Source organism: Oligoflexus tunisiensis (assembly GCF_001748245.1).
GTDB lineage: Bacteria > Bdellovibrionota_B > Oligoflexia > Oligoflexales > Oligoflexaceae > Oligoflexus > Oligoflexus tunisiensis.
Genome location: NZ_BDFO01000001.1, coordinates 5,615,296 through 5,633,678 on the forward strand (window position 1 = coordinate 5,615,296; position 18,383 = coordinate 5,633,678).

General features: G+C 55.0%; 8 protein-coding genes. 2 read left to right on the top strand and 6 right to left on the bottom strand.

Features of this window, described 5'->3' with window-relative positions; all coding sequences use genetic code 11:
- Positions 1 to 2 precede the first annotated feature (2 nt).
- The 6 genes from OLTU_RS23195 to OLTU_RS23220 form a co-directional block, all read right to left on the bottom strand.
- Complete coding sequence (locus OLTU_RS23195; protein ID WP_141735131.1) at positions 3 to 3,956, bottom strand: coiled-coil domain-containing protein; 3,954 nt, start codon at positions 3,954 to 3,956, stop codon at positions 3 to 5.
- 2 nt (positions 3,957 to 3,958) lie between these two features.
- The gene (locus tag OLTU_RS23200) at positions 3,959 to 5,305 is read right to left on the bottom strand and encodes a hypothetical protein (protein WP_141735132.1); all 1,347 of its coding nucleotides are present in this window, start codon (positions 5,303 to 5,305) and stop codon (positions 3,959 to 3,961) included.
- Positions 5,306 to 5,317: 12 nt separating this feature from the next.
- A complete protein-coding gene (locus OLTU_RS23205) occupies positions 5,318 to 6,505 on the bottom strand; it encodes a hypothetical protein (RefSeq protein WP_141735133.1) in 1,188 nt (395 codons plus the stop codon).
- Between the two features lie 13 nt (positions 6,506 to 6,518).
- A complete protein-coding gene (locus OLTU_RS23210) occupies positions 6,519 to 8,795 on the bottom strand; it encodes a hypothetical protein (RefSeq protein WP_141735134.1) in 2,277 nt (758 codons plus the stop codon).
- Positions 8,796 to 8,970: 175 nt separating this feature from the next.
- Positions 8,971 to 9,420, bottom strand: a complete 450-nt coding sequence (locus OLTU_RS23215; RefSeq protein ID WP_141735135.1) for a hypothetical protein — start codon at positions 9,418 to 9,420, stop codon at positions 8,971 to 8,973.
- Positions 9,417 to 15,836 (bottom strand): RHS repeat-associated core domain-containing protein, encoded by a 6,420-nt coding sequence (locus tag OLTU_RS23220; protein WP_141735136.1) that lies wholly within the window; start codon positions 15,834 to 15,836, stop codon positions 9,417 to 9,419. The genes OLTU_RS23215 and OLTU_RS23220 overlap by 4 nt, the downstream gene beginning before the upstream one ends.
- A 67-nt stretch (positions 15,837 to 15,903) precedes the next feature.
- On the opposite strand from OLTU_RS23220, the gene OLTU_RS32965 reads away from it, so the two are divergent.
- Positions 15,904 to 16,026 carry a hypothetical protein gene (locus OLTU_RS32965; protein ID WP_281181247.1) on the top strand — a complete coding sequence of 41 codons (123 nt, stop codon included), beginning with the start codon at positions 15,904 to 15,906 and terminating at the stop codon, positions 16,024 to 16,026.
- A 124-nt stretch (positions 16,027 to 16,150) separates the two neighbouring features.
- Complete coding sequence (locus OLTU_RS23225) at positions 16,151 to 18,379, top strand: hypothetical protein (RefSeq protein WP_141735137.1); 2,229 nt, start codon at positions 16,151 to 16,153, stop codon at positions 18,377 to 18,379.
- The last annotated feature ends 4 nt before the right edge of the window (positions 18,380 to 18,383 follow it).

The window sequence follows — 18,383 nt, forward strand, 5'->3', positions numbered from 1 at the left end:
TCCTAGATGGAAAAAGGAGTTGTAAAGTTGAAGCCAATTCTCAAATTGCGCTTTTCAAAACAGGTTTTGATCGTCAAAGGATCCATGGCATCCAGAGCCACCTCATAGGTTCCGACCAGCGGAGCTCCCAGATAACGCAGGGCCCGGGGCTGACGGGTTTGAGGATCCACAAATTCCTCAGGAATGCTGTCGCCATTCGTGAAGAAATTCATATAGGTTTTAAACATGGATTCATCCAAATGAGGACTCAGAACATCGACCCTTGCGGCATCCACCGCCAACTGCGGGACAGCCTCACCCTGGGCATTGCTGAGCGGGAGATAGCGCACGCCAAAGCCGAGATGCCGGACGATGACCTTCGGATCGCAGTTCCGATCCTTGCCATCGGGAAGTCCCGGGCCTTCCAGACCAAGGACGATATTCACCACGCTCATGTTATAGTAGGTGCGCATGATGAGAGGTTCCCACTGCATGAACGAACCATTCTGCTTGATGTAGTCCTCGTAGTGCGCGCTGTTTCCGGGCGGCATGGCTTCATGCGTGATTTCAAAGCGCGCACGGCCTTTGCCGAGGAGTTCCTGCATAAACCCACTGTCCGCGGGCATGATGAAATCCGCCTTGCGGACCACCACCGGGCTTTCATCAAAGGCAAGGGAATCGCTGCTGCAGTGGAAGGGAAGATCCGTCAGCTGCGAGCAGTTTTGCACGGCCTTCATCAAATCCTCGTAATTCAGGATATAAGGAACGAGGTCCTCCTGCTGGCCTTTGCCTTTCAGCGTCGCCAGGGTATTAAGCCGGCTGCGGTAAAGGTTGTAGAGGAAATTCACATAGTGCATCTTTTCCTTTTTCGCGCGCAGATATTCATTGGCTCCGCGCGTCAGATCCGCTGCGACGACCTGCGAGGCGAAGAACATTTCCCTCTGCTGATCAAAGGAATCCGGTTTCTTCGCCAGGGCCAGGATTTCCTGGCGCTTGACGCTGATCGCGGAGGCGATCTCATCCAGACCGGCCTTCATACTGGCTGTCAGATCAAGCGCCTTTTTATCCACGGTCTCGATCTGCTCCTCGATGCTGGCGATTTCCCGGGCCAGACCCTTGATTTGCGCCGTGAGGCTCTCGGTATCCGACTCCAAGATCTCCACCACCTGCTTCAGTTGGCTTGCCGTCAAAAGACTCATCTTATTCTGAAGCTGAGTCATCAGCTCATGGATGATCTGCTGTTCGGCATTGGACTTGGCCTGAAGATCCTTGACCTCATCGGCTGTCTTCTCAACCATCGATTTGCGTTTGGCCGCATTGGTCACGAGTGCCGCGAGGCGGTGGATATCCACGTCGATGCCCTTCTTTTGGATGTGAAGGCCTTCGATGGCGGCTCGCAGTGACGCTTTTTGATGCTGTTCCTGTTCGATCTGGCTTTGCACCATTTTGATATCGAAAGCCGTGAGGCTGTTTTCAGACTTCATCCTGTCGAGTTCGCGTTTGATCTTGTTGATCTCGGCGTCGATGCGCTGGGCTTCAGCATCCAAATTGCTCATCTGGAAATCCTTCTCGATCAGAAATTTGCTGGCATCCGCCATGATCGTGATGGTTTCGTTCTGCAGCTGCAGATCCTGACCGGTGATATCGGCCAGGGTACGGTTCATGACGAGTTCCTTCAGATTGCCCGGTTTGTACTGCTTGATCGTGGCTTCAAGCTGCTGCTCGAGTTCAGCCTTGGCACGTTCCAGCGCTTTGACTTCCGAAGCATAGTTGACTTCCATCTGGGCAATCTCATTCATCCCATTCCAGATATCCATCGCAACGTCATAGGCCGACTTGGCTTTTTCACCCAGATCGATTTCCGTGGTCAGCATGGGCCCCAGGCCTGCGACACCGGTTGTGACGCGAATGCCCGCCGCCGCCGTGCGCAAGGCTCCGGCCACCGAGGTGATCACCGTGTGCGCACCCTTGGAGACACCCAGACCAACCATGGCGGTCTTCAGGAGCCGAAGATTTTCCTCAAGGATGCGCTTTCTCTCTTCGAACTTGGGTTTTTCCACCTGTTCAAAGATCGCCATTTCCTTTTCATGGGTTTCACGCGCGATCTTTTCGAGAGAACCGAAAGCTGCACAAGGATTCGATCCTGAGGCTGCACCGGGTACGGCACTCGGCGCGGTCAAAAGACATTGACGCAGGGAGCTGATATTTTTTGTGAGCTTTTCACCCTTTTCACCGAAAAATTCCCGGCGCATCTGCAAGAGGCTCCTCCAGTATGCCTCTTCCGAAACCTGCACGGACGGTGTGGGGCAGGAGCCCCCTCCATCGCTGTCGCTAAATCCGTCCGCTGAACCCTTCAGGCGTGCTTTCTGAGCGATGAGAGCGCAGATCCCCATGACCAGCGGTTTGCGGGAATCCTGATAAACTTCGGTGCTGGACTTTTGAAATTTGGCGATCAGGTTGTTCAGCTCGTTGATCTTCGCATCATGGGCCTTGATGTCAGCTTCATGCGCGGCGATGGTTTTATCCAGCGCCTGGGAATCCGTCCGGCGAATCTTGACCTGCTGCTCCAGACTATCAATTTCAGACTTGAGCTGTTCGATCTGCAGAGCAAGGTTCAGGTTCGACAGGTTGACATCGATCATCCAGCGGTATTCATCGCGTTTCTCACGTGCGGAGTCGCGAGCCAGCGACGTCAGATCCACTTCAGCCTGTTTTTTGATCAGGTCCTGCTGCGTTTCCGCCTGTTTTTTGGCCTTGGCCAATTCCAGCTGCAGGCGATTGATGGCGTTGTTGCGTTCGAGGATATCGGCCTGCTTGCTCAGAATGCGGCCTTTGAGGTCGTTTTCCGACAGGGCCGTTTCAAAGTTGCGCTGGATGGAGGCGGCGGTTTCATGCAGCTGGGCTATTTCATAGCTTTTCAGCTCGATACTGCGCGTGTCACGAATTCTTTGATTTTCCATGCCGCGCCGGTCTTCATCGAGCTTCACCGCCTCCCAGCTCTTGATGATGTCATCCACCCGGTCTTCAAGAACGGCGATGGAATTCAGCTGAGCCGCGAGACTCTGGAGCAGATCCTCTGACTTTTTGGTGGTAAAGACCTCGGGATCGATGTTGAGAAACAGGTTTCCCTTCTGAATGGAACGGAGTCTTTCAATCGTGTCGTTCTTCAGGCGGGAGAGTTCAAAGTACTCGCTGGCAAAGGCGTCCGTATTCGGGAGGTCGATCAGAGCTTCCTGGATAACCCAGGAAGCGTCTTCGTACTTTTTGGCTGCAAAATACGTCTCGGTTCCGTTGTTGCCGGCCAGCTGCTGGGTCACGTCCTCGCCCAGAAGGCGCATTTTCAGGGTTTCAGCACGGGTCCGCGATATGCTTTGATAAAGACTGTCCCCATGAGCCAGTATCAAACGGGCCTTGATTGCGGTCAGGCGTGCCTGCTGCCGTAGAAAGTTATTGAAGGATTCCGAGCGTCCTCCATTCTTCTCATCAGGCGCCGCGGGCAATTCATGGCTGCCGAAATTCATCCGCGACAGCTGCAAAAGGCCCTGATCCACGATCCTCAGCCCGCCGAGAACGCCCTGCTCCATGTTGACTTTCTCGAGACGGGATTTGCTGCCATTGCTGATATAAGGCAGCTCAGACACCATAAACAGAAAAACTTCCGCGCGTTTCGCGAAACATTCGGAATCGCAGATCTGTCCCTGGAACGTTTCCTTGGTCATGCTCGCAGGGGGAACACAACTCAGGAGCCAGCTTTCGATATCATAGGAGTAGGCGCTCATATGGTTAAAATCCGCATGAGTGAGCGCGACACTCAAAAGAGCAATGCGGCGGTTGATAAATTTCCGGGCTTCCGTCACATGACGGGAATCACAGAGAGGTTTGGCTTCCGTCAGCGGATCCTGAGCACTCGGCTCGGCATTCGCAGCATGGCTTGCCATCAGACCAAGAAACAGGGTTATCAGCACATATCGTTTCATAATCAATTCCCGCTTTTAAGGGCTTGAAAATAGGAGAGCAGCATCGCAACCTTGCTTGACAGCTCCACCTGAGCCGGATCATCCACCAGTGTTTCCCGTGCCTCCTTATACAGCTCCGCAGTCGCCATGAGGCAGCGGTTGAAGTTTTCCTGATTGGCCGCGGCATTCGCTGCGTCCTGTGCCGAGCTGAGGATCTTTGAGATATCCTGGCAGACGCTGACCTTGGCCTTCTGTTCGGCCGTCAGCATGGGCAGGCGGGCAACGCTTTCAAGGTCATTCAGAAAAGGTTTCAGGGCACCTTCAAATTTGTCCAGAGCCTGGTGGGCCACCGTGATCTGATCGCTGCCCCTGCCCATATTATTGATCTTTTCCTCGATCTTCTTCAGGAGGGATTTGGTGGTGCCGTTATCGGTATACAGAAGAAGAAGGTCGCTCTTGATCATCATGAGGAGGCTATTGGTATCGCGGAAGCCCCGATTCAATGCGGACACCTTGTCGATGGGAATGGCCACATGGCTTTTGCTCACGACGGCCTGCAAATCATCCTTGCGGTTATTGATGACATTGTCGTGCTTTTCGATGGCCCGATTCATCGCTTCGATCAGGGTGTTTTCAATTCTTCTTTTGACGATGGCTTCATCCTCAGCGCGGCTGAGTTTGGTTTGAAAGCGGCAGAGCTGAGCCGGAATTCTGGCAAAACCACGCGAGGCATCACGTATGAAATGCTGAACGCCACTCGCATAGCCGGCCCAGCCATCGGGAACCTGATCCATCGTCAGATCCTGCAGGGACTCGGCGAAGGATTGCGCCCGGCTGTAGTACATGCATTTTTGATTCATGCGTTCGGCCAGAAGAAACAGGACAACATTCGCCGTAAAGCGTTCGATATCCAGGCCGTTCTGTCTTTTCATCAGAGTCTGGCTGAAGTCAGCGGGTGCCTTGCGATCTTCGACGGCTCCCACGTGGAGCTGATATTTCTGTGCCAGCCCTTCGATCTTATGCAGACTGCCGTAGAGCAGGCGGCCCTGATCGGCGTTCAGGCTTTTCACCGGAAAGTAATTCACCACCTGTCCGGCATCACCCTGGGCCGCAGCCGCCACAGCCCGAGGACTGGCATCCCCGTTCAGATTGAGGTCCTGAGCCCCGAGGACGAGCAGTTCCCGGCTGAGAACATCATCCATAAGGCTTTGGAAAAGGGGGTCATCCCCGCCTGCAGCATAGACTTGCTCCCAGGATTTTTGCAGTTCCTCCGCGGTGTATTTCATCTGGGGTGTTGCCGCCAGGGCCTGGAGGCTCAGGAAGCCTCCGAGGACCAGAGCGCAGCCCGATATTTTTGCCAGGTAGTTCATGTTGCTGTCCCTTTAATTGAGGCAATGCCATTTGGTTTTGTGAAAGACCATGTTGCAGGGCTCATCCTTGTTCTTGAAGGCGGTCTTATACTCCTGCAGGACCTGCTGCACCGAGCTGAGCGTTTGAGAGGCCCCTGGAGTGGTGCCTTGCGCCTGCTGGAGCTTGTCCTTCACATCACCATCCAAACGAAACAGGTTGTTAAAGAGCGCGGAGCGGATCAGGTAGTCGTCCACACGTTTCAGGTTTTCATCGCGAATGTCGGCGTAATACACCGTATTTTTCTCAAAATACTGATCGAGGCTTTTTTCCGCCTGCCGCAGCGGGATGGCTCCTGCGTTCTCCAGATGGCTATCATAGCTGTCGAGATATCCGCTGAGTTTGCTGTCGTCGACCCTCACCTGGGCCAGACCATCCTTGATTTCAACGGCCACAATATCCGAAGACAAGGCTGTGTTGCGGAGAAAGAGAGAAATCTCCTCCAGATCCTTGCCGGCCTGCTCCATCAGGATGCTGTACTGGCTATAGCGCGATTCGAGTTTGCTGGCTTCGGTCACAAAAAGATTCAAGGATTCCTGAATCCCCTTGAGGCCGAGGTTGATCGATTGGGTGACGGCATCATTTCCTGAGGCCACTCCATGCACGGAGCTGCGGAAGATATCGTTGGTATAATGCCGCGCATAACGATAGATCGATGCCTCGGTGTGGGCCGACTCCGCGCAGCGTCCTTCGTTCTTCAGCACATCCTGCACCCGCGTCGCATGATAAATCATGTCGATGTCGCGATCCGTTCCGTAGCTCACGGGACTTCGGGAACAGGTTGTGGCGTCGGAAGGGTCGGTGCAAACCACCTGCACGGCGTCCATGAACTCGTCAAGCTGCTGCTTCGCGGCCTTGATGTAATGGCAGCGAAGACTCTGGGCTCGCACCCGATTCAGAAGACCAAAGTAGCTGACGCCCATAAAATAATTCTGCGTCTTGTTCAAACCGCGTTCGGCGCTTCCGACCCGTTGGATGACCTGCTCATACTTTCCACAGCTGTAGAGGCGCAGAAGACAGGCATGCTCCGCCGGCTCACTGACCCCATCGACCGCGGAACTCGAGCATTCCTGAGGGAGTGAGGCTGACGAGCAGCTCCAGCCTTCCGCCTGAGCCCGCCAGGGGCCAGCCGCCAGCATCAGGAAAAACAAAATCCTTTTCATAGCCTTCCTTTCTTTAAGAGCATTGGACAGACTGGGAAGCCCAGCCGCCTTCCCCACCTTTAAGATCGTAGCGATAGGTCTTTTTCCAGCCGTTCTGATAGGGAACCTGAACGTCAGTGACGGTCAGGCGATCGCCCCAGGATTCAAAGCCCGTGGCGGGTGAACGGGCAAACCAATGGACATAGCGACCGTTGCTATCGATCGCAACGGTGGCTCCCTGGGCCACGGTAAAGTTCCTGATCTCCCATCTATTACTGGTCGTGACGAGTCGCAGGACCAGATCGATGTGGCCACGGCAGTTGTTGGTGAAACGAAAATTGGTGGTACGCAACGCCTCAAAGTAAGCATGCGGACCGGGTATAAGTTCAAGGGCACGCTGTTTGATGAAACCGATCAGTTCCTTGTAGTGGGCGCGGACGACACGATCCTTTTTGATCCAATTCCGGATTTTTTCCTGGCACGTGGAGTCAATGTCCCACTGAAGAGCCGCTTTATAAGCCATCCTGATGATATGATCCAGTGCCCCTGTGTTTTCATCCAACATGAGCCAGGAGATGTGCGAGGAGACGACGGACTCATAGGTATAGGTTTTATCCGGATGGGACATGAATTCGCCGGCCCACCAGGCGATACCGTCCGCGGAGGCATTATTCATAACATCCATATAAGAACGGATCAGCTCCTCCCGCGAAAGTTCCTTGACGCGACCCAGATAGGCGACCAGCTCATCATGATGTGGTCGCAATTTTTTCTGCTGCAGAATCCAGTCGGCAAAGAAAGCCTTTTCCTCGGGCCAGGCTTCCCGGTTTTTGGCTTTGCGGAAGGCGCGTTCGGTAATATTTTTCACCTCGAATTCGCTCATCGCCATACCCTGGACAAAGTAGTTCACGATGTCCTTAAGGTGAAAGCTGCTGAGTTGGGCTTTGATTTCCGCAGCCTTCTGGGTGATCCACGCCTCGTTCGCTCTGACACCGAAGACCTGCTGGAAGGCTGTTTGAATATCCTCGGGTTTGGGACCCATCGCGTCGCTGGCGCAACCGATGCGATATTTGCGGGTCTTGAGCTGACCCGGAACATATTTGCGAACCAGATAATCTCTGGACTCAAGCGTCATGTTTTGCAGAAGACCGGGTTCCGTGATCAGCCGATCGATCAACCTTCCGGCAAAGAAGCGGGCAGCCGTGTCACAGCTAAACTGCACCAGGGTGTCCTCAGCCGTTTTGAGTCGCATCAGAGGATTACGGAGAGCGGCCTGCGGATCCTGATGGCCCTGATTGCTGATGCGATAAGCATCGCTGGCAAATTCCGGCCGGGACACGCTCGGACAATGGAAAACGGGCTGGTCTTCCATCCTGCCGTTCAGATAATCAGCAAAGGCTTCATCATCCACAGTGATGGTATCCAGTTTGCCGGTTTCGGGAAAACCAAAGGCTTTTTGCAGCTCACTGTCCGCAGCCGAGCAATTGAGGCGGAAGGCCTTCCCTCCGGTCAGGAGCACACGCAATAGTCCCAGTTCCTTATCCTGAACCCGATAGAGGCGGGCATCGAAAGGATATTCTTCCGCAGGATGCACAGGAATGGACAGGTTATGAGGAAGGGCGCTTGCCGTGTTGAAGCAATGCAAGGCGCCGGGGTCATCCGCGCCGGGGAGGTCCTTCAAACTTTCCTTTAGGACGGGAATGGAGCCGCCCTGGGGTTGGCCGAAGGCATCCATAATATTCTGGCAGCCGATTTCAAAGAGGCGCTTATCCAGGGGACTTGCGGCATGAAAGCGCACGAGATGATGAACCTTGCCTCCGGCCTGATCGATCACCCGAAAGACCTGACTGAACATCGGGGTGGTCTGAAGACTTCCTTGCAGCGCATCACAGCGGAGGATGGGCTGGCGGCTCACCTGAAACAGGGCTTCGAGTTCCTCTTCCGTGATGAGTTCGGGATGATCGGTTTCGAGAAAGGCCTCACCGAAAGCGTTGACCACCGCGCGCGGATCCCGCCCCTTGCAATTGATGGCGAAACCGATCGGCTCGTAATTTTCTGTACCATCCGCGGCCTTTTTTTTCTGGTTGATGATCAGGACGGGAAAGCTCTTCGGTAAATCCTGTAAAGCTTGACTGCGCTCGCCGGAGATTTGAAACATTCTCACTTCGAGCAAAGTGGAATCGATAAGAGCCTGCCCCAGGTTGTGAGAAGGCGGAGGGGACTCCTTGGTGGTTGAATCGGGATTCCCCGAATGACAGGACGTACCCATCATGGCCAAAGCCATGATGGACAGAAAGGCTTTCTTTAGCATGTTGGCTCCCTAAGCAATGGCCGAAACAGTCTCCATGTCTGGCCGCAAAGCAATCGATGTGCCAGGGGTCAGGGAATGAATTTTGAGGGGAATTCATGGCTTTTCGTGAGAAGGGAGAGACGCTTTGTGCAGATTTCAGGACCCCGATCAGGATCAAGGTCCAGGATCCAGGACATCAAGGGGCAACTGTCCAAGCTTTCAGCATGTTCGCCTGCCAGCTTCTGTCATTCAGAAGACGCGCAGCCCACAGAAAAAAATCCTCCAGCTCTTCATCCGTCTGATCATAGGTCGGATCCAGCTGGCGAAGACCGCGGCTGGCCACCGCCCGATAGCGATGACGCAGAACTTCGCGGCCCTGCAGCTTGAGGATAAAGCAGCGGCTGTGATCGGACGAACGTTCATATGCACACTGCAGGTCTTCGCTTACGGTCCACTCTTCCGAGTTTTTGCGAAAGCGCAGCGAACCATCCTTTGCATAAAGGGCGAACCAAGCCCCATCCACCCGAAAGGCCTGGCCCTGCGGCCTGGACTTGGAAAGGAGGCCTTTCCAGAGGCTGAACTGACCGTTTTCGGTGAGGATGACCTTGAGCCAGCTCACATTCCAATGCTGCAGGACAGTTTTCATTCATTCCCTGTCAATCGGTTGATCGTGCTATTGGTTCGCATCGCGGCCCGGGTCACCTCTTCCCAGCTTCCATATTTCTGATAGAGGCGATCCGCGGAGGGCCCGGCGCGGTTTCCATACTTCACAATATTGCGAATATCAGCAGCTCTGGCAAGGAACCAGTTGCCTTGAGCCCGAACCTCGAGCTTGATGGCATTGCGCCCCTCCACGGTCACGCGGGCAATGTGTTCGGGCGACTTGCCTTCCGCCTTCATGCGTTCGGCGGCCGCCATCAGACTGGAAACTTTGGACAGATAGCTGGCCCTTTGTTTGGCCGCATCCTGCATGAGTCCACGTTGATGCGATCCGGCCGTCGCCCTGTGAGTCAGAGTTGGCCTGAAGGGACGCAGCAGGCGGGAACTGCTGTGAACGACACGGCTCGCTGCATTTTTCACGGTTGAGACGACACGACCGGCCAGACTTAGACCGGAAGGATCGTCAAAGGCGGCTGGATTGTTCGCGGCGTAGGTATAAAGCTCACATTCCTGCCACTGGGCGCTGACGCAGGATTCCGGATCAAAGAGGAACAAGGGATCGGGCGTCAGGTAGCGGCCGAGCTCGGGAATATACATCCGGCGGCCCATATTGATCCAGCCCGTTTCCTGATCCAGACGATGACCTGCGAACGCGAGTGGCGCCAGAGCTGTTTCAGGTCCTGGCTCCGGTGTTGCCTGAAGGAGCTGACCATAGGCGCTGCGTTCCCACGTTTCCACGACCTGACCCGCAGCATCCAGACGTTTTTCCGGAGTACCAACAGCATCCAGGACGAGGTAATGCAGGGTCCGTCGACTCAAGTCGATTTCAGCAACCAGCCCCCCAGGCAGCTGGATGGTAACCTGCTGCTGAGCCCCGAGGATCAGCTGATCACTTGGAAAATAGACGGTTTGTTCCACACCATCGACGCCGCGGATCCGTTTGTAACTGCGGCGGCCATCCGCATGGTAGCCATAAAATGTGGTGGTGTTGTCGCCTTGAGTTTCGAGCAGCCGATCCTGCTCATCATACCTGGCCGTTTGCGACGCAAAGCGGATGACGCGACCCAGAGCATCCAGCTCAAGTTTTTTCGAAGCCGCCACACGGGGCAGCATGGGCGAACGGTTCGAGGAAAGCAGAGTTTCCTGGGTCCGGCCCTGATAGGTTTCAAAGTGCCCGGCTGGCGACAGCAGCCACTGCTCATCCAGGGCAGGCTGCCAGGCGGTCGTGAGTTCTCTCCTTTTGTTATAAGCATAAGCATGTCGGCCTTTGGATTTCACCATGCCATCGGAATAGCGTTGATACTCTTCGTGATGAATCAAGGCCGTGTCGCGACAGGCTTGATCAGGCCCAGGATCGTCCCGGCAAAGCAGGCGGGAATTCAACCAGAGTTGCTGATCATCATGTTGCCAGATTCCCACGAATCGCTGGGGACCGAACCAGGCTTTTTCCAGCTGAAGAAGAGGGGACCAGCGTCCTTCAGCCAGGATGGATAAATTTTCTCCATTCTCGAAATCAGCGATTAGTTCACTCAATTCCCCGCTGGCGTCATAACCGTATTGCAGCTGCAGGGTGCTGTTCAGGGTAGCCCGAATCGGCTGATCATCGGCGCGGTAATCCCAGCTTTCCTGCGATCTGTGGGCGATGGAACCGTCGGCCTGCAGATAAAACGTCTCATGGGATGTCACGCGACCTTTACGATCCCGTTCGAAGACATCGAAGGTATCCAGGGTCTGAACGGGATCGTAAACACGCGTACCGAGAAGAGCACCGTCGAGCTGCAGGGAACGGCCCGCGGGATCCGTGACTGTATCATAATAAAATTCTGTCAAATGACGACTGGTCTGACCCGTGCCGCTGCGAATATGCGTGAGCCGATCCATCCCATCGAAGTTGCTCTCAATGACTCTCAGATCCTTTTGATCAAAGCCAAGAGTACAGGATCGGATCGCACGGCCCCGGCTGTCACGCTGCAGAAGTTCCGTGCGAATGCCGGGCAGGATACTGGCCACCAGCTGGCCTCGGGTATCGAACACAAACGAGCGCGGTTCACGGTCCTCCGGGCTTTTGATTCCCTGCAGGAGGCCCGCTTCGTTTCTCATGTAAACATGAAGATGATCCTCTTCATCGATCAGGCCTTCAGGCTCGGCGGGATCACGGGCGATCACAGTCCGGGTTCTCGCACCTTCGCCGCCTTCCACGATCGTCACCTGACCCCAGCTGGGGTACTGCCAGGTCGTGATTTCGGCTTCACCTGGGGACGACTTCAGGGTGAGGCGATCCAAGGCATCAAACATGGAACGGCTGCCCGGATATTCACCCGTCAGGAGGTTGCGACCATGAGCCACGAGTTCAGAATATTTCTCAGCCGACTGATAAGGGTTGGCTTCCCACACCAGCTGACCGCGACGGGAGTAACCGTGCTGCGCGTGAATCCAGGCGGGTTCATCGGCACGATCGACTATTTCTGCCAGCAGATGGCCCGTGACATCGAAAAACTGGGCTGTTCTTTGCCAATAAACATCCTGACCCTGCTCATGGGTCATGGTTTCCACCGCGAAGGGACGTTCGAAGGAAGCCGGAATGTAACGGAAGGTCTGAGCTTCGCCGACAGCACCGCGGACCTGCAAGGGTCGGCCGAGCCCATCTCGATCGATGCGCGTCCAGTAACCCTGGGCGTTTTGCAGAAGAACGGGAAAGGGTGAAGCCGGCAGTTGGGTTTGCAGACCCTGACGATCGGGGATCAGACAGTCCTGCTCGGAGAAGCATTGATAGGTGTTATGCCCTGCGGCGTTTTGTGTTTTCAATCGAAACAGAGACGCCGGCCCATAGCTATAGGATTCGATCAGACCGATATCATCATGGATGGACGTGACCACGGCGAAGCCATGAGTGTCCTCATAATTCGTTGTCACGGTCCGATTCATCTGGGGGCTGATATGCTCACGCAGAGGGGCCGGAATTTTGTTGAGGTCGTCTTCGAAAATAAAGCTTTCGCTTGTCTCCGTTCGAGGCAGGCCAAATTCAGGATGGTAGTCCGCCTTGTAGCGGCTGATCAGCTTTGCCGAATGACTCTGGAGGCTTTGAACCGTTTTGTGGCGAACGTTATTCAGGATGCCCAGACGTTCCGAGGCCTCATCATAGAGAAACTCCGTCTCTATCGTGCGGCCTGGCAGAGTCAGATCACGAGGTGCTTTGATATCCGGTTGCGTCAGGAGCCTCTTATGCACACGGAAATTGGAATCATAACGCCAGGTGGTTTTTTCCTCTTTGGGATCCTGGCAGTCGGGATCTTCAGTTCCACAGATCACGGTGCTGGTGCTGTCATGCTGAACAAAATATCGAGGCTTAAAATGGGCCGTGTTAAAGCTGCGACTGTCACCGGGCTGGGTTGCAGGGAAGCCTGTGAGGCTGTATGCCTCATGCACCATTTGCAAGGTTTTGCGGTCGGGGGCTTCCCATCCATACACATCTTCAAACCACAACGCGCTGCGGGACGAACTGGCGAGAAAGTTGAGAAGACTTGCCTCCCTGCCGGCATCCCAGGGCAGGTTCGCCTTTTCCGTGAGCTTCGGAAAGCGGCCGAGGTAGCGACGCTGCTCAAGAGTTGTCAAACCCAGACCAAAATCCAGAGTCTCCAGTTGAGCCTGCTCCACCACCAGACCCTGCCGGAGGGTTCCTGGTTTAAAGACACGCACGAATTCAGTCCCCAGCGGCTGGCCCCGCTCGGGGTCCCACTGGAAACTTCCATATTGGTATTCAGCCATATCATGGGATCGCGGCTGGGAAGGATCCTCATAATTCAGTGTGCTTGTCGTGTGACGCGTAACCAGTGTCAAATTCAGGGGGAGAGGCTGCATCCGACGGGGTGACGGCAGACTTTTTTGTTGCTCGCGGATGGCGGCATAGGTGTCATAATCCAGAGTTTGAATGGATCCATTGTCGGCTTCCAGCCGCGTGAGCAGACCCAGGGCGGGTACCTGAGCGCCGTTCGCAATATTCAGGTCGATCGTCTGCAGAGTTTTGCTGTCCACATTCCAAAGCAGGATCTCATCGTAGCCATCCAAATCGATGTCAGCGGTCTGGGTATTGTACTTGTTCTTTGTGATTTTGATGCGGCCTGGCAACGGCATCGACTGCCGGGTCGCGAAACCTCTTTGGTGCGTGTATCCGAGCCAGTAATCGATACTTTGATTGGTTTCATTCAGGCGTACAAAGTCCATGGCACCGTTGCCATCAAGGTCCAGGATCAACATCCCATTGATGGCTTCGACCAGGGCGCTGCTGTTCACATCAAGATCTTCGAAGCGATGGAAGGCATGATCCTCGCATGTCACGCCCGCGGAAGGCTTATCCTCGCGAAACAGGAACGCGGAGTTCATCGCGGCCTGTCCCAGGTTTTCATAAAGGCAAAGGCCCTTGGATCCGGTGGCCAGGGCCACGATGCGCACCAGATCGATCAGACCATCCTGGTTGATATCCAGCAGTCGATATTCGGGCTGGGCCAGAAGATCGGTTTCGGTCGTGCTGAAGGGAAACTTATAGGTGCGGCTGATGAAGGTGACCGTTTCCGCGCCTTTGCGGGTGTTATTGATATAGGCCTGAAACCGCGCCTTGCCATCGGTGCCGCGCATCGGATGGATAATGTCCGGTCGGCCGTCACCATTGATGTCCACGAGATGACCACGTCCATCGACGAAAAAGCTGCGATCAACCTTGAGATCCAGTGTCTGGCCCGGGGTTTCGAGTTTCACCCTGGATGCTGTGGATTCAAAGCCATCGGCACCCAATGGCCTACGATTGAAAAAGACGGTCCAGGTTCCATCGCTGGCGATCTCAATCAGATCCTCCCAACCGTCTCCATTGATGTCACTGCGCATGATGCGTGAGGTCTGACTGCTTTCATTCAATTGGGGCGTGAAGACCTGCAAGCCCGATGCTGTGCGGCGCCGCACCGTGAATGGAGTCCCCTCCACAAATTCATGCGCAGTTCCCGGCTTGCCCTGATTCCGGAAAACGCGATTGATACTCCTGCCCTTGTCGTATACCACCAGGTCGAGCAAACCATCCTGATCCGCATCAAAAAGCTCGCCGTTGCCATTCAGGCCAAAGCCGTTCATCCCTGCGGTGCTCAGCTCGCTCAACATTCCTTCCTGGGGGGCCTGCCAGCTTTGGTAATGAATCGTGATGTCCGGCTCACGGGCGATTCGTTCATCATCAAGGCGTCCCACCGTCTGACCGAAGCGATGGATGCGGCGTAGATGAAGAGCAGCGTCCTTGGAATCCGCGAATCTTTCGACTGTTTCAATCTCCGCGTTCCAGGAAAAGGTGGAATTCAACCAGACGAGAGCCTGATGCCACAGGCGACGGACGGTGCCCAGAGTCCCGTCCTCTACGGACGCGAGGCGTCGAGACACAAAGCCCGTTTCCGAATCCGACTCCGTTTCCTCCCGAAGGCAGGACAGCGGCTGCAGGTCTGTGTCATCCGCATCAGTAAAAGAGAAAAGCCAGGTGAACTGCGGCTGTTGATCAAGACAGGCCACCAGTCCGGTATAAACAATCCGGCCTTCCTGACGAAAGCCGGAGGCAAAGCTCACAGGTCCGGCCGACAAGGTCCGCCAGTGGAAGACATAACGGGAGCGACCGCTGGCGAAACTTACCTCTTTCAGATAGCTGCGGCCCTGATCGACAAAGTAATCGTACTGAATGAAGTCACCATCGGGCTTGATTTCATAGACCAGGGGCCAGCGGCTCACGAATTTCCGTTGAATTTCGGGCAGGCTCGCGATGTTGGTCACGAGATAGCCTTCCGCAACCGTGAGATCGCCGGAGTAGACCCGACGCAGACCATCCGCCGACTGGACGATAAATCCCGAACTGATTCTTTTCTTTTCCAGACTGCCGTCAGCTGAACGGAGTTCGACGTCAAAGGGCCGATCGAAGCGTTGAATGCGCAGACGGCTGTTGAAGGCTTCGGTTGTATACTCCACATCACCTTCAGGACCGGGGCTTTGAACAAAGCGCAGGACCTCTCCATCGAGGCTCAGCTGATAGGCGGTGTCCTTGATTTGGCTGTTCACATTCTGGCTGTAAAACGGATGGGGTGTTCCGAATTCACGCTCCACCTGGATCGAGGAGAGCGTCAAACCCCAGCCGACGCCAACACCCTGGTTGCGATTCCGGTTGTCCTGCTGATAGCTGAGCGCGAGCTGCGGTGTCCAGTCCGCGCGACCGGGCAGCCCGGGAAGAGGCAGCAGGATGGAGGCTGTCCCGGAAGCAGGATCCACGTCGATCCTTGTCGGTAACGGAGCTGTTGCCGGAACATCCTGGGCGGACAGCGGACCCGCACCCACGAGAAGAAACAGGAAAAGCGCCAGGCGATAGATGGAGAAGTTTGCGTTCATGGAGGATCATCAACTCTGCGAGGGGTTAAACCAAAGGTTTTGCTCATGGCGGGATCCGGGAGCAAACATGATGCCACTCCTTCCCATGCGCCCAACCGGGGAGGATGACAGTCGCGGTGCTTTCTTCCCGCAGCTGTCACGTCTCGAAACCTGGACATCCATCACCGAATGTCCACTTTCGTGGACGTGAACAGGGCTCCCTGGGAAGGATGATGCAATTCTTTCCAGGGATTTTCCGTCTGCTGCCTTGTGGCACTTCTATTGCTTTGGGGGGCGTGATCCGTCAGCGCCCATTCTTATACGAGGACAACGACATGTTCAGGCCATGGCCAAAACACTCTACCAGGTTTGCTCTTCTTCTGCTCGCCGCAGGTTGTGGGACAGAACAACAACAGGATACTCCGTCCATCCTGAATGCCGAGCAGTCGGCGGCTCCCACCATCACGTGGGACGAGGCCGCCATCGACACAACCCGCCTCGAAGTTCGCATGTTTAAATTGGTCGGAGAAACCAGCGCCTCCTTCAGCGAACTGCCCAAGGCAGGCTTTCCCGTGGTGATCATAAGGCAAACGAAAACCGATGCGAACGGTGTGAAACAGGATACCCTGAAGGGTTTTGCGGTGTCCTGCAAAGGCCGTGATCCCTTGGCTGTCGTGCGTTCGTTCGGTGATGTGTTCCTGGGGACCGGCGATATCGAACCCATCCACGAGCAGGATCTTGAGGCCGCATTCAAAATCTCGGAGCAGCCCTTCCTCCGCTGTGATGCATTGAATGGCGACAACCAGCAGTCTCCGCTTTTCAGTCAGATCTATCGCGTGATCGATCAAACGAAAAAGAAGAGCCATGTTCTGGTCCGCTTCAATATTTTCAGCCCGCTCGACAAAAATCTTTTTGAAGTCGGCTGTCAGAATATTCTCGAAACCTTCGCCGGCCCGGATCCCATGATTCCGATCTTCAAGGAAAACCTTCCGGATATCCCCGGTGGGGACTACATCCAGGCTCTCCATTGCTTCGACACAGCCGAGGCTCTGCCCCAGGATCTCTCCATTCCCAAGGCCACACCCAGGACTCTGCCTTTCGATGCACGCCTGTTCCGAGTGCAGGACAATGAAGTCTCGGTCAGCCGCGTGCTCCTCACGGGTGGTCGCGCGTTCCGTTTGAGCTGCCAGGCGCCGGATGATCGCCTGCAGGCGGCCTTTGGGCTTCCCGTTACGGGTGAACTCGAGACGCTCGATCCTTCCCTTCCTGAATTTGAAGATTATGTGAACGGAAAGATCGAGGAACAGCCCGTCCTTTACTGCGAGAGTGCCACACGTCCTGATTTTGCCAGCGATGCCTATCACATCATCAATCAGGAGCCTCGGCCGGTTCCTCTTTTGCGCCTTAAGGCCTACCAGGATACGCTGGTGCAGTTTTCCTGCGCGTCGGCCGCTCAGCTCTTTGGCAAAATCCCCAGCTCCCTGCATGAAGTAACGGATCAATCTCTGGATTACCTCGTCCGGAGTTACGTGCCGGGTCAACCCAAGGCGCGGCTCTATTCCATTGGATGCGCGGCGAGCAATCTCGATGAGACCGAGATTGAGAAAATTTATCACGATGTTCACGGCATCGACATCACACCGAGTCTTCTGTCCCAGCTTAGCAATGAATGTCGCGTCCAGGGCAGCACCTGCACCACGGCCTGGCTGGAACAAAAATTTGTGGACGCTCTTAAAAAATCCAAGCTGGACAGCGCGGATATCGTCATTCGATCGTTCTCCGCGGCCTGGAGTCGCACGCCGTTTCCAGAGGAACTCAACTTTTTCGCGAAACGCTTTCGGGATGGCAGCCTGCGCCCGCATAGTCTTGAACTGCAGGAATTTTTGAAATCAGCCCAGGCCCTCGACCGCATCGTCTTTATCCAGTCCATGGCCTATGCCTTTGGTGCTGAATATCATGATGATCTGCTCGACCAGTGGACCGCACGCCAATTCAATGAACCGGGCAAGGTCATCACGCTGGCCTCGCTGAAAGCCGATCATGATGCTTACATACGTCAGAAATTTTTGGATCCTCTGATCAACCGGGTCTATCAGATTAATTTTGGCGTGCCGGCCATGAGCTTTCAAATCGCAGGTGTGAAAAAGAAGATCACGGGAACGCAGACCGCACTTTTTCAGGACCTGACCGCCATGCTGAAGGCAATCACGAATGAATGCGTGACGCTTTCCCCCAAAAAGAAGGATCAGCCCTTCTCGTTCATCCGGCCGCGCTCCAAACTGAAATCTGTAACCGGAACCTGGACCGCTCTGGCAGGTGGCAGCAAGATGGTTGGCCCCGCCGGCCATCCCGACAATTTCAAACCCAACAACTGGATGGTGAACAGCCTGAATTTGGGACACCTTCTGATCGCCACAAGGAAAAGCCCCACCGCCTGGGGTGCCTGGACCGGATGGAAGGCTAATATGACGTTCAATAAGATTTCCGAAATCAACATGATCATCAACGACAAGAAGGATGCCTTCGGCGACAACAGCGGCTCCCTCAAGGCTTGTTTTGAATAAGGAA